General features: G+C 53.5%; 14 protein-coding genes. 7 read left to right on the forward strand and 7 right to left on the reverse strand.

The genetic code is table 11. From position 1 onward, the window contains the following. Nucleotides 1–59 precede the first annotated feature (59 nt). The 3 genes from IE076_RS16020 to IE076_RS16030 are packed head-to-tail and all read left to right on the forward strand — an operon-like array spanning nt 60 to nt 4,146. Nucleotides 60–2,270: an ABC transporter permease gene (locus IE076_RS16020; protein ID WP_189437800.1), complete on the forward strand. Its 2,211-nt coding sequence runs from the start codon at nt 60–62 to the stop codon at nt 2,268–2,270. Beyond that, nucleotides 2,267–3,328, forward strand: coding sequence for an ABC transporter ATP-binding protein (locus IE076_RS16025; RefSeq protein ID WP_189437801.1), 1,062 nt, complete (start codon nt 2,267–2,269; stop codon nt 3,326–3,328). The genes IE076_RS16020 and IE076_RS16025 overlap by 4 nt, the downstream gene beginning before the upstream one ends. Continuing rightward, nucleotides 3,325–4,146: an inositol monophosphatase family protein gene (locus tag IE076_RS16030; protein WP_189437802.1), complete on the forward strand. Its 822-nt coding sequence runs from the start codon at nt 3,325–3,327 to the stop codon at nt 4,144–4,146. Before IE076_RS16025 ends, IE076_RS16030 begins: the two co-directional genes overlap by 4 nt. Nucleotides 4,147–4,339: 193 nt before the next feature. On the opposite strand, the gene IE076_RS16035 is transcribed toward IE076_RS16030, so the two are convergent. Both IE076_RS16035 and IE076_RS16040 read right to left on the reverse strand, forming a co-directional pair. Further along, on the reverse strand, nt 4,340–5,632 hold the full coding sequence (locus IE076_RS16035; RefSeq protein WP_189437803.1) for an amidase family protein: 1,293 nt from the start codon (nt 5,630–5,632) through the stop codon (nt 4,340–4,342). A 412-nt stretch (nt 5,633–6,044) separates the two neighbouring features. Further along, complete coding sequence (locus tag IE076_RS16040; RefSeq protein WP_189437804.1) at nt 6,045–6,686, reverse strand: class I SAM-dependent methyltransferase; 642 nt, start codon at nt 6,684–6,686, stop codon at nt 6,045–6,047. Between the two features lie 277 nt (nt 6,687–6,963). Between IE076_RS16040 and IE076_RS16045 the strand changes: the two genes are divergently transcribed. Further along, nucleotides 6,964–7,878, forward strand: coding sequence for a LysR family transcriptional regulator (locus tag IE076_RS16045; protein ID WP_244649705.1), 915 nt, complete (start codon nt 6,964–6,966; stop codon nt 7,876–7,878). Nucleotides 7,879–8,105: 227 nt separating this feature from the next. Here IE076_RS16045 and IE076_RS16050 read toward each other — a convergent pair whose 3' ends face one another. The 3 genes from IE076_RS16050 to IE076_RS16060 all read right to left on the reverse strand — a co-directional run bounded on the left by IE076_RS16050 (nt 8,106) and on the right by IE076_RS16060 (nt 10,261). Next, nucleotides 8,106–8,429: a hypothetical protein gene (locus tag IE076_RS16050; protein WP_189437805.1), complete on the reverse strand. Its 324-nt coding sequence runs from the start codon at nt 8,427–8,429 to the stop codon at nt 8,106–8,108. 240 nt (nt 8,430–8,669) lie between these two features. Next, nucleotides 8,670–9,884: an HlyD family secretion protein gene (locus tag IE076_RS16055; protein WP_189437806.1), complete on the reverse strand. Its 1,215-nt coding sequence runs from the start codon at nt 9,882–9,884 to the stop codon at nt 8,670–8,672. Further along, nucleotides 9,881–10,261: a hypothetical protein gene (locus tag IE076_RS16060; RefSeq protein ID WP_189437807.1), complete on the reverse strand. Its 381-nt coding sequence runs from the start codon at nt 10,259–10,261 to the stop codon at nt 9,881–9,883. The genes IE076_RS16055 and IE076_RS16060 overlap by 4 nt, the downstream gene beginning before the upstream one ends. 192 nt (nt 10,262–10,453) lie before the next feature. On the opposite strand from IE076_RS16060, the gene IE076_RS16065 reads away from it, so the two are divergent. After that, nucleotides 10,454–11,461: an AraC family transcriptional regulator gene (locus IE076_RS16065; protein ID WP_209009188.1), complete on the forward strand. Its 1,008-nt coding sequence runs from the start codon at nt 10,454–10,456 to the stop codon at nt 11,459–11,461. A 15-nt stretch (nt 11,462–11,476) separates the two neighbouring features. On the opposite strand, the gene IE076_RS16070 is transcribed toward IE076_RS16065, so the two are convergent. Then, nucleotides 11,477–11,896: an RbsD/FucU family protein gene (locus IE076_RS16070; protein ID WP_189437808.1), complete on the reverse strand. Its 420-nt coding sequence runs from the start codon at nt 11,894–11,896 to the stop codon at nt 11,477–11,479. Between the two features lie 194 nt (nt 11,897–12,090). Continuing rightward, complete coding sequence (locus IE076_RS16075) at nt 12,091–12,480, reverse strand: MerR family transcriptional regulator (protein WP_189437809.1); 390 nt, start codon at nt 12,478–12,480, stop codon at nt 12,091–12,093. 426 nt (nt 12,481–12,906) lie between these two features. Here IE076_RS16075 and IE076_RS22880 point away from each other — a divergent pair, with 426 nt between their 5' ends. Further along, complete coding sequence (locus IE076_RS22880; RefSeq protein ID WP_371871515.1) at nt 12,907–13,131, forward strand: GDCCVxC domain-containing (seleno)protein; 225 nt, start codon at nt 12,907–12,909, stop codon at nt 13,129–13,131. Nucleotides 13,132–13,922: 791 nt separating this feature from the next. Then, nucleotides 13,923–15,515 (forward strand): M10 family metallopeptidase C-terminal domain-containing protein, encoded by a 1,593-nt coding sequence (locus tag IE076_RS16080; protein ID WP_189437810.1) that lies wholly within the window; start codon nt 13,923–13,925, stop codon nt 15,513–15,515. Nucleotides 15,516–15,766 lie beyond the last annotated feature (251 nt).

Genomic DNA, 15,766 nt, shown 5'->3' on the forward strand with positions numbered 1-15,766 from the left:
TTGAGACCGGGGCGGGCTGACGCTCGCCTCGTTTCCCCCTACAATCTGGTTCTTTCCAAATGACAAATGAAAATCGTCGGCTGGACCTCGCACTCGTATGCGGCGTCCTTGGGTTGTTTATATTGCCTTGGTTTCACATTCGCAGCGGCTTTTTTGACGTCGAATGGATTCTGGATCTGCTAAGCAAAGAGCGCTATTGGCCCGGCTTCTTCCAGCTTTTCCTAGGCAAACTGCAACTGCTCCCTGTGTTCGCTCTGCTTGGTGCTGCTGCATACCTGCGCCTGAAGTTCGAGCCAGCCCAACGTGGCAAACTGCTTGCCATTATCGGCGCGCTTGGCTTGTTCTGGATGGTGCTGGAAGGTCTTTCCATTGGCCTGCGCGGCTGGAACTGGAGCCTGCTGGAAGCAACATTTGGCCGTGTGGATGGTCAGCCCGCGTTCGGTGCAGGCGCTGTGTTGCTCGCACTCACGTTTACCTGTTTCATTTCATTTGGTCTTGCGGAAAAGGGCGCGCTTAAAGGCGACGCCATTGTTCTGACCGCGATCTCGCTTTTGATCCTGCTGGTCACGACCTTTGTGTTTTATCCAATCCTGTCCATGTTCATCGGTGCATTTCAGGACTTCCGTGGCAACTTTTCTTCAGAAGGTGTGCTGCGCAACATCACCGATCCACAAATCTGGAAACTCTCCTGCCTCACGGGTGGCAGATGCGGCATCGCATGGCGCACCATGTTCCTGGCTATTGCGACCGGTGTAGGGTCTACTCTGCTGGGCCTTGCCTTTGCTCTGATGGTGACGCGGACCCAGATGCCGTTCCGCAAAGGTCTGCGCCTGCTCAGTATTCTGCCGATCATCACGCCACCATTCGTGATTGGCCTGTCCCTCACGCTGATGCTGGGCCGCACCGGCTTTGTGACAGAAGCCATTGAAGCGGCAACCGGTCTTGAGCTGGGGCGCTGGATTTACGGCCTACCGGGGATCTGGATCGCCCAGATGCTCAGCTTCACGCCCATCTCCTTCCTCGTGCTGGTCGGTGTGGTTGAAGGCATCAGCCCGTCGCTGGAAGAAGCCAGCCAGACCATGCGCTCTGGCCGCTGGAGAACCTTCCGCAAAGTGACACTTCCGCTAATGGCGCCGGGTCTGGCAAACGCTTTCCTGATCGGCTTCATCGAATCCATGGCCGACTTCGGCAACCCTATGGTTCTGGGCGGCAATGGCGGCGTTCTTTCGACTGAGATCTTCTTCGCCGTTGTTGGTGCGCAAAGTGATCCGTCTCGTGCAGCGGTTCTGGCGATTATCCTGCTCGGCTTCACGCTCTCTGCGTTCTTTGCGCAGCGCATGTGGCTTGGCAAGCGTAACTTCGCAACCGTGACCGGTAAGGGCGACGGGGGCCGCTATGCAAAACTTCCACGGCGTATCGCAATCCCTGTGGGCACAATCGTTGCTCTGTGGAGCCTGTTTACTATCGCAGTTTACGGCCTGATCCTGTTCGGTGGCTTCGTGAAAATCTGGGGTCTGGACCACAGCGTCACCCTGCAGCACTACATCACCGCGTTCTCTGTCTCCTTCGAGAACGGCTTCGCCTTCACAGGCGTTGCATGGAACAGCTTCTGGACCACCATGTGGATCGCGCTTGCTGCGGCACCATTGACCGCAGCAGTTGGTATTCTGTCTGCGTGGCTCATTGTTCGTCAGGACTTCCCCGGCAAATCCGCCTTTGAATTCGGCCTGATGATGAGCTTTGCAATTCCGGGAACCGTGATTGGTATCAGCTATATCCTTGCGTTCAACCTGCCACCACTGCAGATGACCGGAACGGCTCTGATCCTGATTTTCTGCTTCGTTTTCCGCAACATGCCGGTGGGTGTACGCGGCGGTGTGGCGGCAATGTCCCAGCTGGACAAGAACCTTGATGAAGCTTCCCTTACACTGGGCGCAAACAGCGCGCGAACTCTGAAGAAGGTAATCCTGCCCCTGCTGCGTCCGGCCATTCAGGCGGCATTGGTCTACAGCTTCGTGCGTGCCATCACCTCCATTTCTGCGGTCATTTTCCTTGTGAGCGCGAAATACAATATGGCGACGGCCTACGTGGTCGGTCTGGTTGAAAACGGCGAATACGGTGTGGCGATTGCCTACAGTTCTGTACTGATCTTTGTAATGATCACCGTGATTGTCGGGTTCCAGCTGCTTGTTGGCGAGAGAAGACTCCGTCGCCCAGAAAAAACTCAAAAATCTCCTGTTAAGGGCAAACTGAAGGAAGCCGCAGCATGACACATTCTAGTTTTGGTCAGGTCCGCTTCGAAAATGTCGGCAAAAACTACGGCGACTTTACTGCGATCCCGGATCTCAATCTGGAGATTGAACCAGGCCAGCTCGTAACCCTTTTAGGTCCATCAGGATGCGGTAAGACAACAACCCTGCGCATGATTGCCGGGTTGGAGACCCCAACGTCTGGCCGTATCCTGATCGGTGGGGAAGACGTGACCCGTCTTCCACCAAACCAGCGCGACGTATCCATGGTGTTCCAGTCCTACGCCTTGTTCCCCCACATGTCGGTACTGGAAAACGTGAAATACGGCTTGGAATCAAGCGGTTATAAAGACGCCGAGGATTTGGCGCTGAAGGGTCTTGACCTTGTCGGCCTGCGCGAGAAGGCGCCGCGTCTGCCGTCAGAGCTGTCCGGTGGGCAGCAGCAGCGTGTGGCGGTGGCCCGTGCACTGGTGCTGGAGCCGCAGGTTTTGCTGCTCGACGAGCCGCTCTCCAACCTTGACGCCCGCCTGCGCCGTCTGGTGCGTACCGAGATCCGCGAAATCCAGCAACGCCTTGATTTTACAGCCGTTTACGTGACCCACGATCAGGAGGAAGCCCTCGCTGTCTCCGACCGTATCGTGGTCATGCGCGACGGTATCATCGAGCAGGACGGCACACCCTACGAGCTTTATGAGAGCCCGGCCTCCGAGTTCATCGCGGATTTCATTGGTGAAGCCAACATTCTCGACTGTGACATTCACAGCCTGAATGCAGATACCGCAAGCATTCTTGTTGGCGGCAAAGGTTTTGATCTGCGCCACCGCAACCACAGTGTCGGCAAGGGCAAACTAGCGGCGCGGGCCAACTCCATCAAGCTCAGCAAAGAGGTCAATGGCGGCCTTTCCGGCAAGATCAAAAGTGCGGCATATCTGGGAGATCACTTTCAGTATGAAGTACTTAGCGATCTTGGCCCGCTGTTTGTGATCGATAACAACACCGATGAGCTTTTCAACAACGGAACCACCGTTGGCATCGACTTTGATACACGCGGACTGGCACTGATCGGCGGTAAAAAATGACAGTGCAAACAGTTATAAATCAGTCCGTCGAGCTGGAGAGCCGCTTCAATGCGGCCCAGCAAATCGCCAATGAAGCGGCGATGCTGGCGCTTGAGCATTTCGCCAATCGCGGGGATTTGAACATCGATATGAAGCGGCATCCGCAGGATGTGGTGTCGGAAGCTGACAAGGCTGTGGAGCAGAAAATCCGCAGTTTGATCAACGGATACTTCCCTGAGGATGCGTTGCTCGGCGAGGAATTCGGCTTTGTAGAAGGCACCTCCGGCTACACCTGGGTCATCGACCCGATCGACGGAACTGCCCCTTTTCTCAATGGCTTACCGGGGTGGTGTGTCTGCATCGCGGTGATGGACAAGGACGGTCCGGCCGTCGGCATCATTGATGTGCCGGTGCTTAAGGAACGCTTTGCGGCTCAGCGCGGAAAAGGCACTACGCTCAATGGATCGCCAGTTCGGGTGACCGAGCGCTTTAACCTGCAAACCGGTATGCTTGGGGTTGGCGCAAATGACCGCGTTGCTCCTGAGCTTGTGGGCAAAATGTTTGAGGACCTGATGAGCGCCGGGGTGAATTATTCCCGTTATGGCTCCGGTGCATTGATGCTGGCATGGGTCGCTGCGGGGCGTTTGGTTGGTTATGTTGAGCCGCGTATGTCGGCGTGGGATTGTATGGCGGCTTATTGCCTGATTGAGGAAGCAGGCGGCAAGATCCTTCCCTTCCCGGTGGAGGATAACCCTAGCGCGCCCTACCCGGTTCTGGGCGCCGCGCCTCAGGTGTTCGACGAGGTTATGACCCTCACCAATCTCACTCAGTTCGCCTAATCTTCCCCCCAAGACAACAGGTTAGACGAAACTTGCAGGCGCTGTTCTTCACCGGACAGCGCCTGTTTGCTTCCCTCCGCCAAACAGCATCCCACCGGGAACAACAGGCGCAACGACACCCGCCTTGCATCCCTTTGCGCGATTTTGCGTTATTTGCGCAAATCCTGCGTTTTTTACGTGTTTTTTTGCGTTGCTACGCGGTTTGAGCCGTCCCGCGCAAAATCCGCTCCACGGCCCGCCCCGCTGACAGCACCCGCTCATCCTGAACTGCATCACCACAGATTGAAACGCTGTAAGAGGGCTTCGTCGGATCAACCGGCAGGGCGAGTGAAGGCAGGTTCAAAAATGCGGTGATCATCGTCAACCGCAAAGCCTGCGCGCTGGCGTTCTGGAATGCGTCGCCATCTTCCGACACGTCAGAAATCAGCGGCGGGGTGGCGGGAACGGTTGGCATCAACATCAAGTCCCCATTCAGCTGCACTTCAATCTCGGACTGGAGCACAGCCCGTTCGCGTCTCAGGTAGGCGATCTGCTTTGACGTCGCCGGTAAGGTCCGCTCCAGCCGCCGCCTGATCTGCGGATCGACCTTCGGGTCACTCAAATCCACAAACTGCGAGACCTGATCACGCGCTTCAAGGCTGACCAGAATGCCATGTTCAGAAAACAGCTGATGAGTTTTGAGAACTGCGCTCAGATCACTACGCCGGATCTCAACACCGGCGGCATCAAGGACGTAGATACATTCCTCGAACATCTCGAAGATCTCGGCGGAGATGCCCAGCCCTTCGAGATTGGGCACCACGAGACGGAAAGGGATGTTCCGCAGGGCCGCATTTTCTGGCAGTTTTTTGCCGAGCATAGCCGCATCCAGCAGTGAGATCCCCTCGACCGTGCGCGCCATGGGACCCAGCACATCAAGGCTGGCCCCAAGCGGTACTACGCCTTCCATGGGATAGCGCCCCATGGTGGCCCGAAATCCGCAGATACCCTGAAACGCGGCAGGAACGCGGGTGGAACCGGAGGTATCAGTCCCAATCGCCAGATCGCAAATGCCGTTGGCGATGGCTGACGCGCTGCCGGACGACGAGCCACCGGGAACCAGCGCCCGGTCCAACCCATTGGGTGAATTGCCATAATGCGGGTTCAGCCCAATCCCTGAAAAGGCAAACTCGGTCATGTTGGCAGGCCCGATCGGGATGCCCCCAGCCTCGATCACCCGCTGCACAACCGGCGCGTTCTCCTCTTCAACTTCGGTGGAATAAACCAGCGACCCAGCCGTTGTCTCGCGGCCCTTCAGCGCAATATTGCCTTTGATCGCAACCAGTTGACCATCAATAGCGCTCAAGGACTGGCCAGCTGCACGGCGCGCATCGGCTGCTTTGACCAGCTCCTCGACCTGAGCGCGGTTGAGGCCGATAAAGATGCTGCGAAACTCCTCCGTTCCCAGCTTCTTCCAGAGCCCTGCAAGATCACCAAACACTACCATTCCAGCGCTCCATCACACCAACTCGATCCCGCATACTAGGACCAGCCATTTAAAACTGTCAAAGCGCACCTGCGAAAACTAAAATCAGTCTTGCCTCAAATCCTTACAGCACCACCTGACCGTGCGGCCCAAACACAAAAGGTGTTGGAGAGCAACAAAGATGCATACTGAGGAATAGGGCTTCACACAGGAAAAACGCCACATGATCCCACAGAGAACTCTCAGGTTAGCGCGCTTAAACAGCTAAGTTGCGGGACGAAGCTGCCGTTCGCTGCAACTGCTCGAACGACCGCTTAGTTCGCTGTGAGGCGAAACATGACATCTATAGAGAACGCAGATCGAGAGCGGTATTAATACTACGGGCAACTTCCAACAGAAAGGCAGATACCGCGTTTGTGTGCCAGGCGCGTGACTAGGATACTTTCTTTGTAACCACAAAATAGCTCGATGCACCCTTGAAAATTTCCTCGGTCTCAATGACCTGCAACCTTTCATCATCCAACAGATCATCCAAGTCTGCACTCTTGAGTTGTCGAATGGGCACGGGAATAACCCCAACCTTTAACAACGCTCTGACCAACAGAATTTGCAGTGTTACCAAGGCTGACTTTTTGCCACCCAAGCAAGGTGTTACAGAGATAAACAACCCGCCAGGCTTCAGCAGTTCAACCGTTCTTTGCACAACCCTTTCCGGATCAGGCACTGTGTGCAGCATGTTGAATGCCAACACCACATCGAAAGAACCACTCTCGAACTCTTCATCGAAGATATCAGCTTGTTCGAAATCAACGTTGGCAATGCCACCTGTTGTGGCCTTTGCCTTTGCGATTTCGATCATCCCGGTTGAGATATCAATCGCGCGCACGCTGTGAATCAAGCTGGAAATCTCGCAGGCGGTTGTGCCTGTTCCACATCCGTAGTCCAACACAATGTCGGTATCCTTCAGATGTCTTTTTGTGTTCTCGCGGCTGCGACTATGAATGAACTCAAATTTCTCTTCTGTTTTGTCATAGTTGCTAGCGGATTGATCCCAAAACTTTTCCGATTTGCTCATTCTGTCTTTCCTGCATTTTCAACGTGATCTTGCAGCGCTTCGTCGCAATTGTGAGCTCCACATCAATGCCCTACTGGGTCTTTCTAGTTGCCTATCTACGCCTTGTTGCGCGGTCGGATTTGATAGTCACAATCAGCAGCAACCAAGCCAAGGCTGCCTGTCGTCTCTTGCTGATACATAGTACCCATACATCAATGGTCGATCTATTGACTAAATATGTTGATTGTGTATACGTAAATCGATGAACTGGCAGGCCATATCATTCGACTGGAACCAAGTGAGAGCGTTCCACGCTACCGCCTTAGAAGGGTCGTTCAGTGCTGCGGCTCGCGCATTAGATACGACACAGCCAACAATCAGTAGACAGATATCCGCTCTCGAAGCTTCACTCAGTGTCACTCTCGTTGACCGCACTGTTAAAGGGCAAACGCTGACCCCAGCGGGGCAAGAACTCTTAGCCCATGTACGCTCCATGAGTGAGGCTGCAACGCTCCTGTCGATGGCAGCCGACCGTCAGTCGCAAGACATTACCGGGGAAGTCGTGTTAACCGCAACCGACCTTATGGCAGCAGCCTTCTTGCCTGTCATATTGTCTAAACTGCGGAGTCAGGCTCCCGGCATCACAATCCGCATTAACGAGTCCAATGGAATCCAGGACCTCATGTTACGCGAGGCAGACATCGCGATCCGACACGCCCGACCAGATCAAAGTGACCTGATAGCAACCCATGTTGGAGACTTGAGAGCCAACTTATACGCTTCAAGCGACTATCTGACACGAGTTGGTCGACCACGCACAAAAGAAGATGTGGCAGACTATGATTTTGTGGGCATTCCTGATCCTGAACGTCTGATTGCGCCGATGAACAACATGGGCATCCCCCTCCGATCCGCAAACTTCGTGATGCAGCCGTGTTCGAGTATGGTCACTTGGGAAATGGTGAAGTCTGGTCATGGGATTTCAATGCTGCCCGCGGTCTTAGGAGAAGTTGAAACTTCTGTCGAAAAAGTACTCGTTGACTTGCCCTCTATGGAGTTCCCTATCTGGCTGGTTACTCACAGAGAACTTCAAACAAGCCCACGGATCAGAACAGTATTTGACCTTTTGGCCAACTATCTTGGAAAGATCGCTGATGCCCGCATCGAAGATGCAAGCAGTTTGTCTTCGTTATTATACAATGAACTTCCCTAAGCCGGACATTCGCCGCGCTGCTGAAATCCGGTAAATTGGGCTCCTTCGGCAAGAATCTTCAATACTCAAAAGCGGCTGTTGAGAGCAGATGTGCGGCTTGGGGAGTATCTCACAATGAAGAATTACTCGTCTCCCACATAAAAGGCCTCTCGCTTGGAGAGGCCTTTGGTGGTTGCTTAATCATGATGTCAGGACGGTAAAACATCTGGGAGGGACGGTAGTCTCCCTTATGGATTTGCAACCACGTAAACAGTTTTTCCATTGACTGTGGTGGCTTTGTAGTAAGTGCCGCTACAGTTGTAGTGACCGTTGTAAGGCGAACAATCTGCGATGTTCTGGCGGCGCTCTACACGGCGCGAAACCCTGCGGGAGGCACGACGGGATGTGCGGCGAGCGACGTTCTGCGATGCGGTCTGTGCGTTGGCCTCACCGATCTTGAAGGATATTGGGGAGGCAGACCTTGTCCCGCTCTGGGAGGTTCTTGGCGTATACTCCGCTGTGTAACCAACGGAAAGGGCAACGGCTGCGACTGTCAGGGCTCTGAGTTTCATTTTCTTCTTCCTTCTTATTTCGGTCTGGAAAGGTCTTTGCGGTGCTCATATTTTGCAAAGACCTTTCCGTGTGACCGTTTGGTCAGGGTGAAGAGAACGGTTGCTCTGATTGCCAGGTGAGGCTGTTCTCTTCTGTTTTCCTCCCGAGCGAAACCAGTCCGGATCACTGGAGCTGATCGGTTTGCTTTCTTTTCCCGAGAGGAAACTGGGGTTTTCTTTGAGTTTGTTTGCTCACTGCTGTTAGTGAGAGGCTCCTGCAAGGCCAATTCCTGAGGCAAGGCCAAGCCATGCTTTGATGCGAAGTCCGACTGCTTTGATCACGCCGAGGGCTGCAATCACGTGGGCTGTTACGCCGCCGGCCATGTCGCCTTTCAGGTCTGTGGTGTAGGTCTGCACAATGCATCCACTACCGGGAACCAGATACTTCTGGTGTTCTGGGTAGATCAGATCCAGGTGAGCTACGACCTGACCACGGCTTGCTCGCTCTCCCGGTTCCATCAGTCGGCCTGTAGGCGACATCTGGCCTGAGGAAATTGGTTCCTGTATCCGCACGACCCGTGCTGGCAGAACAGTGTGGGCCATGGCGATGTTGAAGTTACTTTCACAAGCAATCTCTGCGGCCATGCCTTCGTACAGTTCTGTACGCGATACCTGAGAGAAACCTGCGACTACACGGGAACCTTCACGTCTGGTCCGGTCCGGGATGATGACCATAGCCGGGGCCATGGCTGCCTGAGCTGCACGGGCTCCAACATGCAGGGTCACCTGCTCCACAACACCACTTACGAGACTACGAACCTGAGTTCTTTCCAGTTCGATTTTCGCCTGTTCCAGAAGTGTCCTAGCACTCGCCAGCTGAGCAGGAAGCGCAGAATTCGCCTGTACCTTTGCGCCTTCCAACTGCGCGGTTGCGGATTTCACTTCAGCAACACTGGTGTCTTTTTGCGAGATCGCACGTTCCAATTTGCTTGGCTGGTACGCTGCTGAGTTGCGATCCTTCAGCTCGCGGTGGTCCGCCAGAGTGATTTTCGCTTGCTTCAAGCCTGTTTTGGCGGCATCCAGCGTTGCTTCTGCTGTTTCTACTTCCAGATGGGCAGCCTTGATCGCACTTTTGATCTCGTCAATCTTGCGCTCAGCCTGATCGACTTTGGCCTTTTCCATCGCATTTTCTACGGTGAACAGGGGATCACCAGCTTCTACATGATCTCCACCTTCGACGAAGATTTCAGTGACTGTTCCGCCATTTTCCGCAACAACGGGAACCGTTTTGTAAGGAACAATCCCGGTGTACGATTTGGGGTGGTAATAGAACACTGCGAAGAAAACGATCAGCGCAAGTGACACCCACAGAACCAAGGCATAGTGCACGTTGTAAAGTGTGATCGGTCTACCCTGCCAGCGCAGATACCAAACGCGCAGGACGAAGGGGATTGATGTGACGATGAGCTCAATCATTTTCTTGCCTCCTTCATCCGTGGGCGCCACCAAAGCATGAAGTCACGGGCAATTGCCGTGGAGATCAATGCAGTTGGCAACAGAATGCTGAAGTGGTCGAGGGCTGGCATAACTTCGTAAGCCAGAGCAACCGCCAACATGGTTGGGACTGTTGTGCGCAGTGGAGTGTTTTTTGCTTTGTGCTCTGCATAGCGGTCGAACCGCGAGTAAAGGTGCACAATCAAAAGAAACACGAGGAAGAAAACGGCAAGTCCGACAAGGGAATAAACATCTGACTCCCCTGGTGGAACCCACCAGCGTGGCTCACCAGCTGCCGCTGCGGCTTCGGTGGCCGTTGCGCCAATCAACATGACGCCTGAAAGAATGATCGACTTCACGGTGAATGTCCTTTGCTTTGTTTCAAAAGCTACCGTCCTAGGCAGCACCGTTTGTTGACCATCCCAAATTAAGAGAAGTGCAAAGGACGTTCTTTAGACTTCTGGCCATCGATTTTTGATTTCTGGACATTTAGGCGGCTTATCGGCGCAAAGAACGCGGAAAAGCCGTTTAAGAACACAGTGGACGTCAAAATGACACGTATAAGCGCCAATCGCCTGCGTCATGCCGCGCAGGTGTACCAACAAGAACTGACGGCAACACTGGGCTTTGACAGAATCCTGGAGGCTGTTGGCATCGAACCGCAGATCTTGGCGGAACAAAACGCCAGAGTAGACCTGCAACGGGAAGCTGCAGCGCTGGAGACCGCCTGCGAGGCACTGGATGACCCCACATTTGCAGCGCGCGCCGGGCTTGCAACACCGGGAGCGAAAACGCTTCTGGCCTATCTGGCGCAGGCCAGCGACAATGTTGGACAGGTGTTTCGGTTCGCGCAGCGGTACTACGCCCTTGAAGACCCAGACCTGCGTTTTGATCTGGACGGCGATGAATCCGAGCCCACCATTTGCCTGAGCAGCGACATACTCAGCGCACACCAGTTCCCCAGACACCGCGAGTTTCTTGTCTTTGGACTATATAAAAGGACACAGCAGATCGCCGGACCCGGATTTGGCGAAATGTCCGTGCTGCTGGAATGTGCGGATGAGGAGTTTTGCGCCCGGCTTGCCAAGCTGGCTGAGTGTGAGGTTACTGGCGTGCAGGCCGTCAATGGCGTAAAGCTGCCCGTTGGCGGGTTCGAGCATGAGATTACCACCTCCGACGCCGCCTTACGCGCGCATCTGCTCAAACATGGCGACGAGCGTCTGGCCCAGCAGCAGCAAGGCCGGACGGGTCTGTCAGCCAAGGTCATCAAGCTGGTGCGCTCCCGCCTTCCCGGAAATCTGCCAAGTGGTGATGAGGTTGCAAAGGAACTTTGTATGACCCGCCGAACGCTGACCCGCAAGCTCTCGGATGAAGGCACCAACTTCAAGTCACTGGTGGAGACGGCGCGGTGTGATCTGGCAAAGCGGTTGTTATTGGGAACAGACAGCATCGCGCAGGTGGCTTTCCTGCTCGACTTTGCGGATCAGGCCGCCTTTTCCGTCGCCTTCAAACGCTGGACCGGCGCAACCCCCGCCGTGTTCCGCAAGGCAAAATCGTGAGCTTGCCGGGCGACCCTACTGCTGGATCACGCCCTTCTTGAGAATGACGTTGCCACAATCGCGTACCGTGTCCGTGACAACAGCGCAGTACGCATGTCTGGCCTTCTCATAGAAGGTAAAGCGCTCGACAAAGGTAATCTGCGCACCAACTGGTAATGCTTTTTGATAGCTCTGAGCCCATTTACCAGCCTGCTGATCACTTCCCATCGTACCCATCATCATCACGTTTTCACGGTCTAGCTGGTCCAGCTCCCAGAGCGGCATGATCGCATGAAAGAGCTCATTCGCCTCGCAGCCCTCCGCATGCAGCACCGTATCGCAACAGGAATAGGCTGGGAAATACGTATCACACAGAACGAGCTCATCGCCGTGCCCCATCTCGTCCAAGACCATCAAGAGTTCCGGGAAAATGATCGGGTTGATCCCTTTCAGCATGTAAGCCTCCACCACCAGCACGCCCGGCTCCACCGGACGATCAAAACAAACAAAACGATACAGACGTAGCTGAGATCTGCGTGGCGGGAAAACGGTTCTCCTCCGAAGGACTAACGGTTCCTTGCCAAAGCGGTTGGTTAATAGATGCTATTTAAACGACTTTTAAGCATGTGTAGGTTTACCCCTAAGGCCCGTCAGGATTCTCTTAGTTTCTCCAGCATCTTACACTCTGAAATGCCGTTGGAACAATTCGCGGTCAGCTCGGTTAACGCGGCTTCCAGCCGTCTCAGCTCTGCCATTTTTTGCCTTACGCTCGCCCTATGAATCTCCGCAAGCTTCTTTGCAGAGTGACAGTCCGAGTGCTGTTGCTCTGACAGTTCAAGCAACACCTTGGCCTCCGGAAGAGAGAACCCCAGATCGCGGCATCGTTTCAAAAAGCGCAACCGGCCCACATCATTGCTTGAGTAAAGCCGCCTGTTGTTGGCTGCACGTTGCGGCTTGGGCACAATCCCCTCACGCTCGTAAAACCGGATTGTCTCAATGCCAACGCCGCTCTGGCGGGACGCTTCGCCGATCGCAATCATGTGATCAAACTCACCTTGATCCTGTAGTAACTACAGGATGTATACCCCAGTAATAAGGCCGCAACAAGCAATGGCCTTTGACATCAATAGAGGTATTTTATGGGAAGATATCTGAGTTTAAGCTACTTGAGTTCGATTGGTGCGCTCGGGGTCGCCACGTGTTGCGTGCTGCCGATCATACTCCTTTTACTCGGGCTCGGCGGCAGCTGGGTCGCCGTTTTTGGCAAGGTTGCAGCCGCCAGTTATTATATGCTTGCAGTCTCCACACTCATGATTTTGACAGCTTGGGTGGCATCGTTTCGACGAGACTCCTTAGGTAAGCTAAGATGGAAACTCGGAGGAGCGACTGCAATGACCGTGGCGGCTTGGCTCCTTGTAGCAAACGAAACGCGCATAAATGACTTCCTGATCAGGCAGATGTAAGCAATGACAAACAACAACATCGTGCTCGAGAGCACCATCACTTGCCCAAACTGCGGCCATACTGAAACCGAGACCATGCCCACCGATGCATGCCAATGGTTCTACGAGTGCAAGTCGTGCAAGACATTGCTGAAGCCCTTGGAGGGCGACTGTTGCGTCTTCTGCTCCTATGGGACCGTGCCATGCCCGCCCAAGCAATCAGGTGAGACCTGCTGCGGAGACACATAACCTAAGGCAACGGGGCGCAGGCCTCCCTCGCCCCATACCCGCAATATTTTTTTATCAACATCCCTAAATCTGTCCGATTCTGCCGAAAGTACGCACAGGAAATGCTCTGAAAGGGCAGTAAATGCCGTTCTGTATGGTACGCAGGCTCACAATTTCTGCAGTTTTTCCGCCTGAACCGCAAAATGGGGCCTGAAGCAAGGCGGAAAGAATTTCCTGTATCTGCAAAAATCCACTCTACTCGAAACCCCACTATTGAGACCTGCTCAATAAGTGATTTTGTGAACTGAGTTCATCTAAGTAGATTACACGATGGTCAACTTGCCGGAATTGCACCGGCAACCTGATAAGTTAGCTACGCAAAATCACGTATTTTTACGTATGCATCGTGAATAAGCCAGCATTATTGCGTTCGCGCGATGCGTTCAATTCATCGAATCGCTAAATATATCTAAGTATTACAAAAGAGCGCCTACAGAATAGATTTGAGGAAAAATATACCTAATTTTTTGATTAACCGGTCCAATTTTAGAATTTCATTCAGTCAAAAACTGGTTTTTATCTAATTATATTAAGAATTTAAATCGAAATTACAAAAATCATCAAATGTTTTATACCTAAAATAATATTTAAAGCATTCTAGTTACACATTCAGAGGACGTCAACGCCATACCAAGTAGAAACATCGTTATTACTTTCTTCTGTGAATCTATGCCGCATCTATATTGCGTTTTAGTGCGCTGCTCATACGATTATTCTGTTAACTACCACTATTACTCTATGGGATATAAAAAATGACTAATCTCTATCCAGAAGAACGAGCGCAAGTTACTGAAATTGGGGACGCGCCATACAGCACAGCAACGCCCTATACTATTTCAGCGGGCGATACCTTTGAGGGAACACTGAGCTTTGCCGGTGATCAGGATGCAATTAAGCTTCAGGTTGAGGCAGGCGTAACCTACACAATCTCAATGGACGGCATCGGCAGTGGCGGCGTTTCCGACACATTCCTTTACCTCTTCGATTCCAACACCAATGAAATTGCAAGAGACGACGACGGCGGCAGCAATCTCAACTCCGAAATCACGTTCACCGCCACATCTTCCGGCACCTACTACATCGGCGCGACTTCCTACGAAAATAGCTATAGCGGCGACTACCGCCTCACCGTGACCGCTAATGGTGACGGCCCAACTGACCCGACCGACCCGAACGCGTTCACCAACGATGAAATCGCAAACCAGCTGACCGATGGGTACTGGCAAAGCACAGGCCGTGGGCAGCGTGCATTTGACGTGGCGCCGGGTGGCTCCCTCAGTGTCGACATCACCGCGCTGAACGCCGCCGGTCAGGGCCTTGCAATCGAAGCACTGAACGCATGGACACAAGTCACCGGCATCGAATTTGAGTATGTTACCCGTAACGCGCAGATCACGTTTGATGACAGCGAGTCCGGCGCCTATGCCAACTCCACTACGCGCGGCAACGAAATCATCTCATCCATCGTGAACGTTGGCACCGACTGGATTGCCCGTTACGGCACCAATCTGGATGGGTACTCCTTCCAGACCTACATTCACGAAGTCGGTCACGCACTCGGTCTGGGTCATGCTGGCAACTATAACGGCAGCGCGACCTACGGCATCGACAACCACTACTCCAACGACTCGTGGCAGGCGACCATCATGTCCTACTTCGATCAGGAGGAGAACACCAGCATCGACGCCGACCGCGCCTATGTGGTGACCCCGATGACTGCAGACATCCTTGCCATGCAGGACCTGTACGGCACCGCAACAGACCTGCGCACCGGCTCCACCGTATACGGTGAAAATTCCACTGCAGGTGGGTACTACGATGACATTGCGGATCTGGATCCGGTCACGTTCACCATCATGGACAATGGCGGAATTGATAGCATCAACTTCAGCTCTGTCCGCGCAGACCAGAAAATTTCACTGGTTGAAGAGACCTATTCCGACGTAAATGGTCTGACCGGCAACATGACAATCATGCGTGATACTGTCATCGAGAATGCCTTCTCCGGCTCCGGTAATGACGTGCTGATTGGCAACGACGCTGACAACGGCCTTTATGCCAATGCGGGTAACGACACCCTCGAAGGCGGTCTTGGCAATGACACGCTCGAAGGCGGGTCCGGCAGTGACACATTTGTGTTTAACGTGAACTGCGGTGCAGACACGATCCTGGACTTCTCCAATGGGCTTGATTTCATGCATTTTGAAAGCGGTGCAGATGCCTTCGCTGATCTGCTAATTCAGGACAACGGAGCAGATACGGTGATCAGCTATGACGGCGGGTCCATCACCCTCACAGGTGTCGACTCTGGCCTCATCAACGCAGACGACTTCGTGTTCGCGTAAGCCCCCGAATGGTACAGCCTGCCGCAATGGCAGGTTGTATCATTTTTTAATCAAATCAGAGGTTTATAGTCTTCGATTGAATTTGAATAGATGAGCATATTTAAGTGTCTTTACCCTTTCAAATCGAGTGTATTTTGCATACTGTAGACCAACGACTTTTACTGGGGCAAAACCACGGGTTTTTTCACGTTTCGGGTGTGCTGACCTCCTTCGGGAAGGGCGGGCTGTTCACCTGAAAATGGGCCGGGTGG

This window comes from Pseudovibrio japonicus, assembly GCF_014651595.1.
Classification (GTDB): Bacteria; Pseudomonadota; Alphaproteobacteria; order Rhizobiales; family Stappiaceae; genus Pseudovibrio; species Pseudovibrio japonicus.